Origin of the sequence: Microbacterium sp. SORGH_AS_0505 (assembly GCF_030818715.1) — a bacterium.
Classification (GTDB): Bacteria; Actinomycetota; Actinomycetes; order Actinomycetales; family Microbacteriaceae; genus Microbacterium.
The window spans coordinates 1,033,349-1,048,303 of record NZ_JAUTAT010000001.1 but is presented as its reverse complement, the minus strand read 5'-3'; the positions used below and the strand labels follow the sequence as shown (position 1 = coordinate 1,048,303).

Here is a 14,955-nt window from a genome sequence, read left to right as displayed (position 1 = left end):
CAGTGGAATAGTCCTCGACACGACAGGAGTACCAGGTGCCGGATTCGGAGAACACCACCTCTCCCGCACCCTTCTCTTTCGACGACAGTCCGATCGCCCGCGAGTTGGCGAATCTGACGTCGCGCCGGAAGGCATTGGCGGCGATCGAGGTCGAGTTCGACGGCACGACCCGCGTGCTCACCGTGTCGAACCAGAAGGGCGGCGTGGGTAAGACCACGACGACCGTGAATCTCGCCGCTGGCCTCGCATCGATCGGTGCCCGTGTGCTGGTGATCGATCTGGATCCGCAGGGAAATGCGTCGACCGCCCTCGGGATCCCTCACAGCGCTGACGTGGCCAGCATCTACGACGTGATCATCGACGATGAGCCGCTGGCGGATGTCATCCAGACCAGCCCGGAGTCCCCGAATCTGCTGTGCGCCCCCTCGACCATCAACTTGGCGGGTGCTGAGATCGAGTTGGTCTCCAAGGTCGCCCGCGAGCATCGCCTGCGAACGGCCCTGGACGCGTATCTGAGTGAGAACCATGTCGACTTCGTCTTCATCGACTGCCCTCCGTCGCTCGGACTTCTCACGATCAACGCTTTCACCGCCGCGACCGAGGTCCTGATCCCGATCCAGTGCGAGTACTACGCGCTCGAGGGCCTCAGCCAGTTGCTCGGCAGTGTCTCGATGATCCAGAAGCACCTCAACCCCGCGCTGCACCTGTCGACGATCCTGTTGACGATGTACGACGGCCGCACCCGTCTCGCGCAGCAGGTGGCAGACGAGGTGCGCGAACATTTCCCGGAACGGGTCCTGAAGACAGTCATCCCGCGATCGGTCCGCGTATCCGAGGCCCCGAGCTTCGGACAGACGGTCATCGCCTACGACGGACAATCCGCCGGCGCCGTCGCCTATCGCGAAGCCGCGGTAGAGATCGCGCGCCGCGGCAACGAGCAGAGAACAGAAGAAGGAGCCGGCTGATGGCCAAGCGAACCGGACTGGGCCGAGGCATCGGCGCCCTCATTCCCACCCAGGATTCCTCAGAAGCCCGTCCCGTGGACGTGTTCTTCCCGGGTGCATCAGTGCCGGAGGCGAAGAGCGACGGATCCGAGCAGCAGTCGATTGCCGCTACAGAGGCCGACGCGGACCTGGTCGCCGTTCCGGGAACCCGCCTCATCGAGGTCGACCCGAACGCCATCGTTCCGAACCCCCGCCAGCCGCGCACGAATTTCGATGCGGATGATCTTGCCGAGCTCGTGCACAGCGTTCGTGAGTTCGGCGTCCTGCAGCCGGTCGTGGTTCGCCGCAACGAGGACGGAGAGTACGAGCTCATCATGGGTGAGCGTCGTACCCGTGCGGCACGGGAGGCCGGCCTCACGGCGATTCCCGCCGTGCTGCGCGAGACCGAGGACGAGAACCTCCTGCGCGACGCGCTGCTCGAGAACCTCCACCGGTCACAGCTGAACCCGCTCGAAGAAGCGTCGGCGTATCAGCAACTCCTCGAGGACTTCGGGATCACCCAGGAAGAGCTCGCGACTCGGATCGGCCGCTCGCGCCCGCAGATCAGCAACACGATCCGTCTCCTGCGCCTGCCGGTGCCGGTGCAGCAACGAGTCGCGGCGGGAGTGCTGAGCGCCGGCCACGCTCGCGCGATCCTCTCGGTCGACGACGTCGACACGATGCAGCGACTCGCCGACAAGATCGTGAATGAGGACCTGTCCGTGCGCGCGGCCGAGGCTGCGGCGAAGACCATCGGGAACCGAGTCCGGCCACTGCCGAAGGCGGGGACGCGCCGTGCCCACCTCGACGACGTCGCCGAGCGGCTGGGCGACCGACTCAACACGAAGGTGAAGATCGCACTGACGGCACGGAAAGGCCAGATCACGATCGATTTCGCTACGATCCAGGATCTGAACCGAATCCTCGGTGAGCTCGGCGAAACCGAGTTCGGCACGTCCTGATTCTGTGCCCTGCGGGCCTCGCGCTCAGCGTCCGAGCGTAGGCTTGAAAAGTGAGTGATCGTCCCCATCTTCCTCGACGGGCCAGTCTCGAGGTACTCCGTGCGGAGGCATCGGATGAGCTCTCGGTCCTGGTCGAGGAACGCCTCCGCGACGGCGAGGACCCCTGGGCCTTCATGGAGGACCTGCCGACCGTCGACGAGCTCGTCGTGCTGACCCTGCGCGCCGAGAACATCGCCTCCGATGGCGGGCAGCGTCCGACCGAGGCTCGCAACTACCGCGTTCTGCGTCAGATCGCACTCGACTACCCGGCTCTGAGCGCCTCCGTGTGGCGCCTTCTCGGCAGTGAGCCGCACCGAACCTGGAATGTGTCCGTCCGCGCCTCCTGAATGTTCCACGTGAAACATTGCCGTTCACCCGAGCGGGCTACGGTCGGGACGTGTCCAGATCGATTCTGATCGCCGATCTCGATCTCCGTGGAGGGCGGGATCTGACACACGAGCGCATCGCGGCATCCCTCTTCACACGCGGTGTGCCCGCGGTCACCGCACTGGAGGATGAGCGGGTCCTCGTCCGCGTCGCCGTGGATGCCTGGGGCCGGCTCATCACCACGGATGACGGAGGGCGACTCGTGCCTGCGGATCCGTCGCCGATCATCGCCGCACTCGCGGAGGAGTGGCAAGCCGATCTGCGGCTCGAGCGAGGCTCGGTGGTGCTGGCGGCATCCGCTCGCCGACGGGGATCGGGCGACTCGTCGCGTGTCGCACCGTCGGTGGCAACGCCCTCTCGCATCCTCGTCGTGGGTGGCATCGTGCCGATCGATCCGGAGCGGCGACGGGGGCTCGCCGCGCAGCTCGAGTGCTCACTCAGCGTCGTGCCGGCAGGGGACATGCACCTGGTGCAGACGCACGGCGATGCGCACATGGACTGGCCGCCCGCGCAGCGCCCGGTCGTGAGGCTGTCCTTGGAGGGTGGGGCGCTCACCGTCGAGGTCTACAGCCGGATCGCGCTCGACGACGAGCCACCGGAAGGACGCTGGGCGATGCGCGGCATCCCGGATCTCACTGCCTCGTGGCGAGCGGATTGGCAGGGCGTCCTGACGGGAGCGGGCGAGATCGCCGACGTGCAGCGGGTGCTGGCTCGCGCCGACCTCTGGTTGAGCGCACGTCGCGGTCCCCGGGATCCGCAGGCGGCACTGGCCGAGTGGGGGACGGATGCCGCGGCGCTCGACGCGTTGCGGGATCACCCGAATGACGATGCTCTGCTCGACGCCGTCGTCGCGACCCTGAGCCTGCCGCGACAGACGGTGCAGCTCCTGCGGGGGAGTATCACCGTCGACGATCTGCCCGGTTCGCAGCACATCGAGCGCACCGGCATCCGACGAGCGGTCTGGGAACAGACCCATCCGACTCGGCCGTCCCTCTGGGCGCGGCTGGTGCGGCGGATCCGCGGTGACGCCGCCCGAAACGACGAAGGACCCGGCGACCGGGGTCGCGCGGGTCCTTCGTGAAGCGGGGGTCTCAGCCGATGTAGTCGGCGAGGTCCTGCTGGAGGGCGAACTTCGGCTTCGCACCGATGATCGTCTTCTCGACCTCACCCTTGTTGAAGACCTTCATCGCCGGGATCGACGTGATCTGGTACTGCATGGCGAGCTGCGGGTTCTCGTCGACGTTGAGCTTCAAAACCGTGATCTTCTCGGGGTTCTCGGTCTGGATCTCGTCGAGGATAGGCCCGACCATGCGACAGGGTCCGCACCACTCGGCCCAGAAGTCCACCAGCACGGGGCCTTCGGCGTCGATGACGTCCTGCTGCCAGGTGCTCTCGCTCGTTGCCTTGGCGGTCATATGTCTGTCTCCTTAGGGGTCGACACGATCGTGTCAGTGGTGAGAACGCAGCGGATGCCGCGATTGTTCCGCGGTCAGGCCGCGTCGGCCTCGGCGTCGGGGAGACCGTCGATGATCGAGGCGTCCGTCGCCGGTGCCCCGGCGTCACCGCGAGCGGCGAGGTAGTGCTCGAGGTCGAGAGCGGCGACCGTGCCGCTGCCGGCGGCGGTGACCGCCTGGCGATAGGTCGGGTCGATGACGTCACCGGCGGCGAAGACACCCGCGACCGAGGTCTTCGAGGTGCGACCGTCGACCCAGACCGTTCCGTGCTCGGTGATGTCGAGGACGTTGTGCACGAGGTGGGTCCGCGGGTCGTAGCCGATGGCGACGAACACGCCGTCCAGGGCCAGGTCGCGCTCGGAACCGTCGACGGTGTCGCGGAGGCGGACGCCGGTCACGGCATCCTCACCCAGCACGTCGATGACCTCGCTGTTCCAGACGAATTCGATCTTCTCGTTTGCCGTGGCCCGGTCCTGCATGATCTTGGAGGCGCGGAGCTCGTCGCGACGGTGGATGACGTACACCTTCGACGCGAACTTGGTGAGGAACGTCGCCTCTTCCATCGCCGAGTCGCCGCCGCCGACGACGGCGATGACCTTCTCGCGGAAGAAGAAGCCGTCGCACGTCGCGCAGTAGGAGACGCCGCGACCCGAGAGGCGGGTCTCGCCCTCGATGCCGATCTTGCGGGGAGCGGAGCCGGTGGCGAAGACGATCGCCTCGGCCTCGTGAGTCTCGCCGCGCCCGAGGGTCACGCTCTTGATGTCGCCCGAGACGTCGAGCGAGACGACGTCGTCGTAGACGACCTCGGCGCCGAACTTCTCGGCCTGCTCCTGCATCTTGGCCATGAGGTCCGGGCCCATGACACCCTCGGGGAAGCCGGGGAAGTTCTCGACCTCGGTGGTGTTCATCAGCTCACCGCCGGCCTCGACCGAACTCGCCACCACGAGCGGCGACAGGTTCGCGCGGGCTGCGTAGATGGCCGCGGTGTACCCCGCGGGGCCCGAGCCGATGATGATGACCTTGCGCACGATGAATCCCTTCTCCATCGGGGCGGAATTCCTCGCCCCGACACGTCCAACCAATGCTAGCCGCGTGGCATTCCACGTCGCCTGGGGACGCGCGTTCGTGTCAGCGGCCGGGCAGGAAGCGGCGGAGCGCACGGCCCGCCGTGGCGAGCTCGGGAGTGCGGAACGCGGCGAGGATGGCGGCGTACACAGCCAGGGTGACACCGCCGATGAGGGCGGCGCCGAGGAAGCCCGTGAGCCCGTTCGTCGTGGTCCACCCCGGGACACCGCCGGCCCAGAGGAAGACGCCGACGCCGGCCGCCGCCGCAGGAATCGCCGCGAGTGCGAACCGTATGACGGCGCGGGCGGCGCCGCTCAGGCCGAGCGGACCGATCTTGCGCCGGAGAAGCGTGATGGCAAGGGAGAACTGGACGATGTTCGCCACGGACTGCCCGAGCGCGATCGCGACGGCCAGCCAGGCGAGCGGAAGCAGGTCGGCACCGACGAGAGCGCTGGCGATCAGTGCGGACGCGACGACGAGGACCGCCTGCACGAGGGTGTAGACGAACGGGGTGCGGGTGTCCTTCAAGGCGTAGAACGTGCGCTGCAGGCCGAACTGGAACGACAGGGGGAGCAGTGCGACGAGGTAGGCGCCGAGGACTGCGGCGAAGGCGACGGCGTTGTCAGGACTGTCGGTGAAGATCCGCGACAACGGCACGATCGCCGCGACGATGGCCGCGAGGACGCCGACCATGAATATCCCGACCGTCCGGGTCAGCGACGCGAGATCCTGGGTCACCTGGTCGGTGCGACCCTCCGCGACGTGTTCGCTGAGACGTGTGTAGTACGGCGTCCCCAGGGACAGCACGATGACCGAGAACGGCAGCATGAACAGCAGCCACGCGAACTGGAGGCTCGCATTCGCGGCGCCGGTGCCGGACGCCGCGCCGACGATGTTGACCTGGAAGACGCCCGCGATCTGACCGACGACGACCATCAGGAACGTCCAGCCGGCGAGGCGACCGATGTCGCCGAGTCCGAGGCCGCGCCACCGGAAGTCGGGTCGGACGCGCAGCCCGGCGCGACGCCAGAAGAACAGCAGGATGACGGCTTGCAGGACGATCCCGGCCGTGGCGGTTCCGCCGAGCACGGCGACCATGCCGGGCGTCCAGCCGGTGACCTCGGTGTGCGGGCCGAACATCCAGATGAACGCACCGAAGCCGAGGATCGAGACGACGTTGTTCACGATCGGGGACCACGCGTACGGACCGAAGACGCGGTTCGCGTTCAGGATCTCGCCGACGAGCGCGTAGAGACCGTAGAAGAGCACCTGCGGGATGCACCAGTAGGCCAGGGCGAGCGTCAACGCCTGCTTCTCGGGTGTGAACCTGCCGCCGTAGAGGAGGATCAGCAGAGGCGCGGCGATCACCGCGATGACCGTGACGACGGCCATGACGACCATCCCCAGCGTCAGGAGCTTGGAGACGAAGGCATCGCCTCGGTCGTCGTGCGTGCGGACCGCCTTCACGATCTGAGGCACGATGACGCCCGCGAGCAGGCCCGACGAGATCAGGTTGAAAACCGTGTTCGGGAGCGCGTTGGCGACCGCGAACGCGTCCGCGGCACCGCCGGCGACGACGGGGAGTGCCGCAGCGAGGACGATGTTGCGGATCAGGCCCGTGAGCCGGGACGCCATGGTCCCGGCGGCGACGGTGGCGCTCGCGCGGCCGAGGCCGGCCATCAGGCGTCCACCGGCATCCGTCGACGACGCCGGATCGTGCGGACGACGCCGAAGACGAGGAGGACGCTGACGAGGACGGCGAGGACGACGACGGCGACCGATTCCCACTCCGCACGCACCGAGACCTGGACGGTCTCCCGTGGACCGATGTCGAGACCGGCGGGTGTCCGCAGCTGCAGGCCGACGGACGACTCCCCGCTGCCCACGAGTGCCGAGACGGGGACGGCGACACGGCTGGTCTGCTGCCCTCCGATGCTCACCTCGGTCGTGGACTCGATCACGAGGCGCGCGTCACCGGGCGTCGCGAGAAGATTCACGCGCGCCGGCCACGGCAGGTCGTTGCGCACCGTGAACACGAGCGGAGCGGACGAGCCCGCGAGAGTGATCGGACCGCCGAGGACGAGCGCCACCCCGTCGGTCCAGGTGTCGATGCGGTCGCGTTGCGCCTGGACCGCGGCATCCCATCCTTCGCGATCGTCGCGCCACGCGTTGCCGAGGAGCTGCAGCTCCGTCGCGCGTTCCGATGAGGCGAGCAGGGCGGGGTCCTCCAGCACACCGGCGATCAGCCGGAGGCCGGGCTGGGCGTCGCGGAAGTCGTCGATCATCGCGATGCGGTCTTCATCGGGAGCGATCGAGGTGAGCCGGACGGTAGCGGGCCTCTCGGCGAGCAGGCCGTCGAGGTCGGTCGTCGTCCACCCGGGCAACGCCGTCGCGGCCTGGATCGCGTCGCGGAGTTCGGACTCGGAGCGGCCGTTCGCGCGGTCCACCGTGACCAGCAATGAGCCGGCAGGGCTGCTGAGCGTCGCCCGCGCCGTGTACTCGGCGAGGGCGTTGTCGCGGGCGATGTCGTCGGCTGAGGTCGATGCCTGCTCGAGGAGGGCCGACAGGTCCCGGTCGTAGACGAGGAGATCAGCGCCGTCGGCGGTGGCGTGAGCCGCGGCATCCGTTCGGACGACGGAGCTCGGGAGCAGGGTCACCGGCGTGTCGGTCGTCCCGGTGAGGGCGCCGAGGACGGTCGCCGTCTCGGCGCCGGCCGTGCCCGTCGCCGGCCAGAAGACCGCGTCGCGGTCCGCGCCGACGTCGAGCAGCTCGTCGAGCGTGGGGACCGTGACCGCACCGGGCGTCGGCGACGGTTCCGGAGTCGCGCCTCCCGCGGCAGCCCCCGCGGCGGCGAAGTTCGCGGCATCGAGGTAGGCCGTGTACGAGGCCAGCTGCGCCGGTGATGTCGCACCCGCCCCGACCTGGGCGGCGAGGTCGGCGTCGCCGTATTGCAGGGCGAATCGGTCGTTGGGCAGCGACATCAGCTCGTCGAGCCACGAGACGGCGTCGGCGGGAGCGGCGGAGCCGAGCGCGCGGATCGATGCGGTGATCGCCGGGTCGATCGCGAGGATCGCATCGGTGCCGGCGACCGCGTTCAGCTGGCCGCGCAGATCGCCGTCGTCCGCGGTCAGCGCTCTGAGCGTGTCCGCGCTCAGTGACCCGCTCGACTGCGGGCCGGCGGTGATCGGGACGACGACGCCGACCTGCTTCGCCGGTTCGCCGGTACGCGGGACGACGACGACGGTCCGAGCCCGGATGGTCTCGTCGCCGGTGCGGTACACGACGCGCGCGGGGTAGACCCCGGGATCCTTGTCGTCGAAGATCTCGTCGTCGGTGTCAACGGAGACCGACTCGGATGCTGACTGCTCCGCTGCGATCTCGGGCACACCAGTCTCGCCGACCTCGTCGAAGGGGACCGCCGCGGCCCCGCTGTCGAGCCAGGAGCTGAGGGCGCCGCCGGTGGTCAATGGCCGGGTTCCGAGCTCGAAGGTCGCGTCGCCCGCGGCGAGGGCCTCCCTGCCCGGATTGTCGGCTGTGACGGTCAGGGTGAGGGAACCGGATGCCGGGAGGATGCCGTTGTTCGTCGGCGCGAGCACCGCGGTCGGCGGCTGCTCCTCGCCGGAGTCCTCGACGGCGGCGAAGGCGAGCGGCGCGGGGGCACTCAGGGCGATGGCGGCGGTCGCTGCCGTCGCCGCGCGGAGCCAACGGGATCGGCGCGGCGGACGTCGGCCCGGAACAGGCGAGATGAAGGTCATGAAGAGGTCGATTCCTGTGCGATCCATGACCGCACCATCGGGAGCGATTCTAGGGTCACCGCCCTGCAGAGCCCCTGATTGGGCGCGAGGGCCGGTTGAATGGACGGGTGAGCGACTCCCGGCATCCCGACCCCTCTTCGATCGTCGCGCTCCGCGCGGACCTCGCCGCGGCGGGCTACACGGCCGACGCGGTGCGGGCGGCGTGGGGTCCCCTCGCCGACGATGCGATCGGCCGCGGACTGCTCGCTCCCGCCCGCCGGGCCCTGTCCGACCGCACCGACGCGCTGGCGGTCCTGAGCCGTCTGCTGTTCCTGGGCGACCCGGCATCCGTCGCCGACGTCGACGCCGCACTCCCCACGGCGCGGGCTGCGGCCCTCGAGCGGCTGGGCCTGGTTCGCACCGACGGCGAGGCGGTCACCCCGACGGCGCTGCTGCGTCCGCAGGACTACTCGGATGCCGCGGGTTCCGGCCAGTGGTGGATCGTGAGCGATCTCGACGAGGCGGCGCTCGGCGGCGCCCTGCCGACGGGACACGTCCTGGGGGTGGGCGGTGCGTCGCTCACACTCGCCGGACTGCAGCTCGACACGCCCGCGCAGCGTGTCCTCGATCTCGGGACGGGATGCGGCATCCAGGCCCTTCGCGCCCGCCGGAGCGCGCCTCGCATCGTCGCGACGGACATCTCGCAGCGCGCGCTGCGATTCACCCTGCTCAATGCGGCCCTGAACGACGTCGACGGGGTCGAGGTGCGCCACGGCAGCCTGTTCGAACCGGTCGCCGGCGAGGAATTCGACCGCGTCGTCTCGAATCCGCCGTTCGTCATCACCCCGCGCGTCGCGGGAGTGCCCGAGTACGAGTACCGGGATGCCGGCTTCGCGGGCGACGACCTCGTCGCCGCGTTCGTGTCGGGTGTGGGCGACGTCCTCGCCCCCGGCGGGACGGCGCAACTGCTCGGCAACTGGGAGTACCGGGAGGATGCCGACGGTCTGGAGCGCGTGCGGGCGTGGGTCGCGGCATCCAGTCACCCGCTCGACGCGTGGATCGTGGAACGGGAGCGCCTCGACCCGCTCGCCTACGCGGAGCTGTGGGTGCGCGACGGCGGCACGACCCCCGGCAGCGCCGACTACGCCCGCCTCATCGACGCGTGGCTCGCCGACTTCGCCGAGCGCGGCGTGACCTCGGTCGGGTTCGGGTACCTGCTGCTTCGGCGGACGCCGATCGGGATGCCGCCCCTCGCCCGGTACGAACGGGTCACCCAGCCGGTGGGGAGCGCCCTCGGGACGCACCTGGGCGAGGCGCTCGCGGCGTGGGACCGGCTCGGGCTGCTCGACGACGACGCACTCGCCGAGACGACCGTGGTCGTCGGCTCGGACGTCACTGAGGCCCGTCACCACCGCCCGGGCGCGGAGGAGCCGTCGGTCATCGAGCTGCAGCAGGGCGGCGGTTTCGGCCGCGTGCTGAACGTCGACCCGGCGCTCGCGGCGCTCGTGGGGGCGTCCGACGGCGACCTGCCGCTCGGCGTGCTCATCGACGCGATCGCCGACCTGCTCGAGGTGGACGCCGCCGCGCTCCGCGCGGACCTGCTGCCGCGCGTGCGCGAGCTCGTGTTCACCGGGTTCCTGCGGCTGGGGTGACCGGCCGGCGCGCGGGCCGCCGGCTCCCACTCGAGCCCGAGGCGCCGCTCGGTAGGCTCGTAGGCATGCTGAACATGGCCGAGGGTCTCGCGCGCCTGGGCGCCCTCGCCGAGGCTCCCGTCTCGGCCGCGCTCGCCCGTGCGTTCGCGGATGCCGGGTACGAGCTCGCGATCGTCGGCGGACCCGTCCGCGACGCGCTCCTCGGGCGCAGGGTGAACGACCTCGACTACACGACGAACGCGCGTCCCGACGACATCCTGCGCATCGTGAAACCCCTCGCGACGGCGACGTGGGACATCGGCCGCGCCTTCGGCACGATCGGTGCGAAGGTCCGCGGCGAGCAGGTCGAGATCACGACCTACCGTGCCGACAGCTACGACGGCGCGACCCGCAAGCCCACCGTGGAGTTCGGCGACGCGCTCGAGCAGGACCTGGTCAGGCGCGATTTCACGGTCAACGCGATGGCGTTGCGGATCCCCGGCCCTTCGCTCGTGGACCCCACGGGCGGCGTCGAGGACCTCGTCGGCCAGACGCTGCGGACGCCCACCGACCCTGACGTCAGCTTCGGCGACGACCCGCTCCGCATGCTGCGCGCCGCCCGCTTCGCGAGCCAGCTCGGCATGGACGTCCACCCGGCCACCCTCGAGGCGATGACCCGCCTCGCGCCGAGCCTGTCGATCGTGAGCCCGGAACGCGTGCAGGGCGAGCTGGTGAAGCTTCTCGCGACCGACGCGCCGGACCGCGGCATCCGTCTGCTCGTCGACACCGGCCTCATGGAGCTGTTCCTGCCCGAGGTCCCGGCGCTGCGGCTCGAGGTCGACGAGCACCACCACCACAAGGACGTCTACGAGCACTCGCTCACGGTGCTCGCGCAGGCGATCGACCTCGAGAAGCAGCGGCATCCGGGCCAGGCGCCCGATGTGACGCTGCGGCTCGCGGCCCTGCTGCACGACATCGGCAAGCCGGCGACCCGCAAGCTCGAGCCCGGCGGTGCGGTCAGCTTCCACCACCACGACGTCAAGGGCGCCCGCATGGCGCGGAAGCGCCTGCAGGCGCTCAAGTTCGACGGCGCGACGACGGATGCCGTGTGTCAGCTCATCGAGCAGCACCTGCGCTTCTTCGGGTACGCCGAGGGCGCCTGGACCGATTCGGCCGTCCGCCGCTATGTGCGCGACGCGGGCGAGCAGCTCGAGCGGCTGCACATCCTGACGCGCGCCGACGTGACGACCCGGAACAAGCGCAAAGCGGGGCGACTGCGGTCGGCCTACGACGACATCGAGACGCGGATCGCGCAGCTCGCCGAGCAGGAGGAGCTCGAGGCGATGCGCCCGGCGCTCGACGGCAACCGGATCCAGGAGGTCCTCGGCATCCGCCCCGGTCGCGAGGTGGGCGAGGCGTACCGGTTCCTGCTCGACATCCGCCTCGATGAGGGCGTCGTCGAGCCGGAGGTCGCCGAGCAGCGCCTGCGCGACTGGTGGGCCGCGCGAGCCTGACTCACTCGACGTCGTCGGGCTCGAACACGGTCTCGATCGACGTCTCGAACAGACGCGCGATGCGGAACGCGAGCGGCAGGCTCGGGTCGAATCGGCCGCGTTCGATCGAGATGATCGTCTGACGCGAGACCCCGAGCTCATCCGCGAGGCGCTGCTGCGACCAACCGCGATCCTGCCGCAGCGCGGGCAGCGAGTTCTCCACCCTCAGCCCCGGCGCTGCGCGATGAGGTAGCGGATGCCGAAGCTGCCCATCGCGACGAGCAGGACGCCGATGAGGGCGATGAGTACGTCGATCCGGATGCCGGTGATGGCGAGGAACGCCGTGCCGAGCCCGACGATGAGGAGGATGTCCGAGAAAGCACCCTGCGCAGCGCGGTTGTACCAGGCGCCTTCGACGGACTCCTCGGGGCGGTCGAGGGCGCCGCGCAGGGTGCTGCGGTCGACCAGGAACACCCAGGCCAGGGCGACGAGGGCGGGGAGGGTCACGACCGTGAAGCCGATGCCCACCACGACGGGCGGGGTGGGGGCATCCCACATCACCGCGGCGATGACGCCGACCACTGCAGCGAGGACGAGGCCGACCGGCATCGCGATCGTCATCGCCGGGATGCGACTGCCGCCGCGGAGGCGTCCCCACCGGGTGCGGTCCTGATCCTGCGTCGCGTGGCTCACGGCATCCCCTCGTGTCAAGTGACCTTTACGTAAAGCAACCTTGACACAGGTTGTGGGTGACCGCAAGCGGGCCGCTCGTAGGCTGAAGCCGGGACCCCCGGGACGAGGGCGTCGGGGCGACGTGGATCGATCTCAGCGCCGGAGGCGCCGAGCCGCAGTCAGGTCGATGACGAAGAGCGCGGCTCCTTGAATGACGACGGCGAGGCCGTGTCCGCGCGCTTCCGCGGCGCTCAGGCGACCGCCGAGCGTCGGCGTCCGCACCGCGAGGTGCGCGCCGGTCGCGACGTAACCCACGTCGAGGGTGGCATTGACGAGGAGGATGCGGCGCAGCATCCGCTTCTTCGGAACCTCCGCCCGCCAGCGGGTGAACGCGGCGAGGCCGACGTCGATCGCGCCCCACATCAGCGTCTGCAGGCCGAACGCGCGGGTGCGTCGCGGCAGGGCGAGCGCGCTCCCGACGAGGACGGATACCGTACCCCACCGCGTGAGCTGATGGACGACGGTACCGGTGACGCTCTTCGCTGATGCCATGTCCCCATGATGGCGCGGTCCAGCCTCGTGCAGGGCAGGACCGCGCCCGCGGGGTCTTCAGGCGGCGCGTGATGCCGCGAGGGTGCGACCGGCGTCGACTGCCGCCTGCTCCGCGCCGGCCTTCAGCTCGGCCGCGGTGTCAGAGAACGCGTCGAGGGCGGGGTTGACCCCGACGAGGGTGAAGGGTCGGTGGACCACGGTGAGGTCGAGACCCCAGACATCCTCGAAGACGCGGCGGAGCCACCCCGTCGAGTGATCCCAGCCCTCCTTGGGGCTACCGGGCTCGTAGTTCCCGCCCAGGACGGTGACGAGCGTCGCCGCCTTGCCGCGCAGCGCCGTGCCCTGCGGGTCGATCCGCGGGTCGGTGTAGGCCACGTCGAACCAGGTCTTCACGTGCTGCGAGACGCCGTAGTTGTAAAGCGGAACGGTGAACAGCAGCGCGTCGGCGTCGATGAGCTCGTCCGCCAGCCGCGTACGCAGGGCGACGGCCTCCTGCTGGCCTGCGGTGTGCGCCTCGGCGGGGGTGAAGCCCGAGGTGACCGAGTCGCGCCAGGCCGTGGCGGGGATGGGGTCCGCGGCGACGTCGCGGCGCACGACCGTGCTCGACGGGTGAGCGGCGAGCCACTCGGCCTCGACGAGGTCGCCGAGTTCACGGCTGGCCGATGTGGCGGGGAGGATGCTGGCATCCAGGCGGAACAGGGTCATTAGCTTCTCCGATCAGAGTGACTATGAAAAACAAAGCGGCTTTGCGAACGCTAGCACACGTACGATGGAGGCATGGCCGAGACTCACGACGCGCGTCAGTGCGACGCCGCGGTCTCGCACGCATTCTCGGTCCTCGGCAAACGCTGGAACGGCATGATCCTCGACGTCCTCGGCGCGGGCGAGCTTTCGTTCTCGGGGCTGCGCCGCGCCGTCGCCGGGATCAGTGACGCCGTGCTGTCGGACCGTCTCACCGAACTCTCGGATGCCGGTCTCGTCGCGCGTCGGGTGGATCCGGGACCACCCGTGGCGGTCACCTACGCGCTCACCGAAGCGGGCTGCCGCCTCGTGCCGATCCTGACCCAGCTCGGGGAATGGGCGGACGGCAACCTCGCCCGACGCTGAGCTCGCGTGTCGCGCGTATGTGGATGCAAGGGATCCGAGGCGACGCGCCGCGGTGAGGGCCCGACGCGCGGCGTGTCGCGCGCGAACTGTTGCATCCGCTGACGCCTCGCACGCGGCCCCGGCTCGCACGCAAGCACGCCCCGCACGCGAGAACGCCCCCCGTCCGAGGGACGAGGGGCGTTCCGGCTGTGTGCGGTGATCAGCTGCAGGCTTCGCTGATCTTCTTCGAGGCGTCGGTGAAGCCCGTGATGCCGCCGGTCAGCTCGTTGGCTGCCGCCTGGAGGGCGTCGTTGTCCTTCGCGTCGACGGCGTCGCTGACCTTGACGAAGACCTTCTCGAACTCGTCCCAGGCCGATGCGTACGCCTGGTAGGCCTCGGAGACCTCGGGGTTCGTGATCTCGCCCGAGATCTCGTCGATGCGGGTGCCGATCTTCGTGAACATGTCGCGTGCACCCGACGTGTCACCCGACTGCACGGCGGACGAGAGCTCGCCGCTGGCACCGTTGACCTCGGTGTTGAGTTCGCTCAGCTCGGTCTGCAGGATCTTGCAGGCGTCGGCCGCGCTCTGGTCGCCCGCGGGCGCCTCGGCTTCGGCGGAGGGCGACTGCTCGGCGGGGGCGGAGCTGACCGGCGCCGGGTCGGTGGTGGTACCCGACTCGGCCGAACCGCAGCCGGTCAGGGCGAAGAGGGCGATCGTGGCGACGGCGAAGCCGGTCGACAGGGTGGTCTTGCGCGACATGTGAGGTCTCCTTGGTGTGCGACGAGCGGGGACACGCACCAGGACGAAGCGCCCCCCGACGATCGACCACGATAGCCGAGCCGTCGCGGACGGCTGAGCCAGTGGACCGGGATCGAGCCGTGTGCTAGTCCCGGGCC

The 14,955-nt window shown here is 69.9% G+C and carries 16 protein-coding genes; 7 read left to right on the top strand and 9 right to left on the bottom strand.

All coding sequences use genetic code 11. The features are described from left to right. The first annotated feature begins 35 nt into the window (after nt 1-35). Genes QE428_RS05235 through QE428_RS05220 form a run of 4 tightly spaced genes read left to right on the top strand, consistent with a single transcriptional unit; the run spans nt 36 to nt 3,452 of the window. Nucleotides 36-965 (top strand): ParA family protein, encoded by a 930-nt coding sequence (locus QE428_RS05235; protein WP_307466588.1) that lies wholly within the window; start codon nt 36-38, stop codon nt 963-965. Further along, complete coding sequence (locus QE428_RS05230) at nt 965-1,945, top strand: ParB/RepB/Spo0J family partition protein (RefSeq protein WP_091358015.1); 981 nt, start codon at nt 965-967, stop codon at nt 1,943-1,945. Before QE428_RS05235 ends, QE428_RS05230 begins: the two co-directional genes overlap by 1 nt. Before the next feature lie 50 nt (nt 1,946-1,995). Then, nucleotides 1,996-2,331 (top strand): tryptophan synthase subunit alpha, encoded by a 336-nt coding sequence (locus QE428_RS05225; RefSeq protein ID WP_133398929.1) that lies wholly within the window; start codon nt 1,996-1,998, stop codon nt 2,329-2,331. A 50-nt stretch (nt 2,332-2,381) separates the two neighbouring features. Then, nucleotides 2,382-3,452: a hypothetical protein gene (locus tag QE428_RS05220; protein WP_307466580.1), complete on the top strand. Its 1,071-nt coding sequence runs from the start codon at nt 2,382-2,384 to the stop codon at nt 3,450-3,452. Between the two features lie 10 nt (nt 3,453-3,462). On the opposite strand, the gene trxA is transcribed toward QE428_RS05220, so the two are convergent. The 4 genes from trxA to QE428_RS05200 all read right to left on the bottom strand — a co-directional run bounded on the left by trxA (nt 3,463) and on the right by QE428_RS05200 (nt 8,672). Beyond that, entirely contained in the window at nt 3,463-3,786 is a 324-nt protein-coding gene (gene trxA, locus QE428_RS05215; protein ID WP_018187790.1) for a thioredoxin, read from the bottom strand. Between the two features lie 74 nt (nt 3,787-3,860). Continuing rightward, nucleotides 3,861-4,853, bottom strand: a complete 993-nt coding sequence (gene trxB / locus QE428_RS05210; protein ID WP_307470647.1) for a thioredoxin-disulfide reductase — start codon at nt 4,851-4,853, stop codon at nt 3,861-3,863. Between the two features lie 100 nt (nt 4,854-4,953). Continuing rightward, the gene (murJ, locus tag QE428_RS05205) at nt 4,954-6,570 is read right to left on the bottom strand and encodes a murein biosynthesis integral membrane protein MurJ (protein WP_307466576.1); all 1,617 of its coding nucleotides are present in this window, start codon (nt 6,568-6,570) and stop codon (nt 4,954-4,956) included. After that, complete coding sequence (locus QE428_RS05200) at nt 6,570-8,672, bottom strand: DUF6049 family protein (RefSeq protein WP_307466573.1); 2,103 nt, start codon at nt 8,670-8,672, stop codon at nt 6,570-6,572. The genes murJ and QE428_RS05200 overlap by 1 nt, the downstream gene beginning before the upstream one ends. A gap of 80 nt (nt 8,673-8,752) precedes the next feature. On the opposite strand from QE428_RS05200, the gene QE428_RS05195 reads away from it, so the two are divergent. Then, entirely contained in the window at nt 8,753-10,276 is a 1,524-nt protein-coding gene (locus QE428_RS05195) for a methyltransferase (RefSeq protein WP_307466570.1), read from the top strand. Nucleotides 10,277-10,341: 65 nt separating this feature from the next. Then, a complete protein-coding gene (locus tag QE428_RS05190; RefSeq protein ID WP_307466567.1) occupies nt 10,342-11,769 on the top strand; it encodes a CCA tRNA nucleotidyltransferase in 1,428 nt (475 codons plus the stop codon). A gap of 1 nt (nt 11,770) precedes the next feature. On the opposite strand, the gene QE428_RS05185 is transcribed toward QE428_RS05190, so the two are convergent. From QE428_RS05185 to QE428_RS05170, 4 genes are all read right to left on the bottom strand, one after another. Next, nucleotides 11,771-11,971 carry a helix-turn-helix transcriptional regulator gene (locus QE428_RS05185; RefSeq protein WP_091357989.1) on the bottom strand — a complete coding sequence of 67 codons (201 nt, stop codon included), beginning with the start codon at nt 11,969-11,971 and terminating at the stop codon, nt 11,771-11,773. A gap of 2 nt (nt 11,972-11,973) precedes the next feature. Further along, a complete protein-coding gene (locus QE428_RS05180; RefSeq protein ID WP_307466563.1) occupies nt 11,974-12,441 on the bottom strand; it encodes a hypothetical protein in 468 nt (155 codons plus the stop codon). A 132-nt stretch (nt 12,442-12,573) separates the two neighbouring features. Next, on the bottom strand, nt 12,574-12,972 hold the full coding sequence (locus QE428_RS05175) for a hypothetical protein (protein WP_307466560.1): 399 nt from the start codon (nt 12,970-12,972) through the stop codon (nt 12,574-12,576). 57 nt (nt 12,973-13,029) lie between these two features. Then, nucleotides 13,030-13,677 carry an FMN-dependent NADH-azoreductase gene (locus QE428_RS05170; protein WP_307466558.1) on the bottom strand — a complete coding sequence of 216 codons (648 nt, stop codon included), beginning with the start codon at nt 13,675-13,677 and terminating at the stop codon, nt 13,030-13,032. A gap of 72 nt (nt 13,678-13,749) precedes the next feature. Between QE428_RS05170 and QE428_RS05165 the strand changes: the two genes are divergently transcribed. Next, complete coding sequence (locus QE428_RS05165; RefSeq protein WP_091357976.1) at nt 13,750-14,079, top strand: helix-turn-helix domain-containing protein; 330 nt, start codon at nt 13,750-13,752, stop codon at nt 14,077-14,079. Between the two features lie 199 nt (nt 14,080-14,278). Here QE428_RS05165 and QE428_RS05160 read toward each other — a convergent pair whose 3' ends face one another. Next, nucleotides 14,279-14,818: a hypothetical protein gene (locus QE428_RS05160; protein WP_091357973.1), complete on the bottom strand. Its 540-nt coding sequence runs from the start codon at nt 14,816-14,818 to the stop codon at nt 14,279-14,281. Nucleotides 14,819-14,955 lie beyond the last annotated feature (137 nt).

Bases quoted from the DNA above. Each gene is read 5' to 3' on its own strand.
- murJ (WP_307466576.1), bottom strand. From the start codon at position 6,570: ATGGCCGGCCTCGGCCGCGCGAGCGCCACCGTCGCCGCCGGGACCATG.
- QE428_RS05175 (WP_307466560.1), bottom strand. From the start codon at position 12,972: ATGGCATCAGCGAAGAGCGTCACCGGTACCGTCGTCCATCAGCTCACG.
- QE428_RS05200 (WP_307466573.1), bottom strand. From the start codon at position 8,672: ATGGATCGCACAGGAATCGACCTCTTCATGACCTTCATCTCGCCTGTT.
- trxA (WP_018187790.1), bottom strand. From the start codon at position 3,786: ATGACCGCCAAGGCAACGAGCGAGAGCACCTGGCAGCAGGACGTCATC.
- QE428_RS05190 (WP_307466567.1), top strand. From the start codon at position 10,342: ATGCTGAACATGGCCGAGGGTCTCGCGCGCCTGGGCGCCCTCGCCGAG.
- QE428_RS05170 (WP_307466558.1), bottom strand. From the start codon at position 13,677: ATGACCCTGTTCCGCCTGGATGCCAGCATCCTCCCCGCCACATCGGCC.
- QE428_RS05160 (WP_091357973.1), bottom strand. From the start codon at position 14,818: ATGTCGCGCAAGACCACCCTGTCGACCGGCTTCGCCGTCGCCACGATC.
- QE428_RS05165 (WP_091357976.1), top strand. From the start codon at position 13,750: ATGGCCGAGACTCACGACGCGCGTCAGTGCGACGCCGCGGTCTCGCAC.
- QE428_RS05230 (WP_091358015.1), top strand. From the start codon at position 965: ATGGCCAAGCGAACCGGACTGGGCCGAGGCATCGGCGCCCTCATTCCC.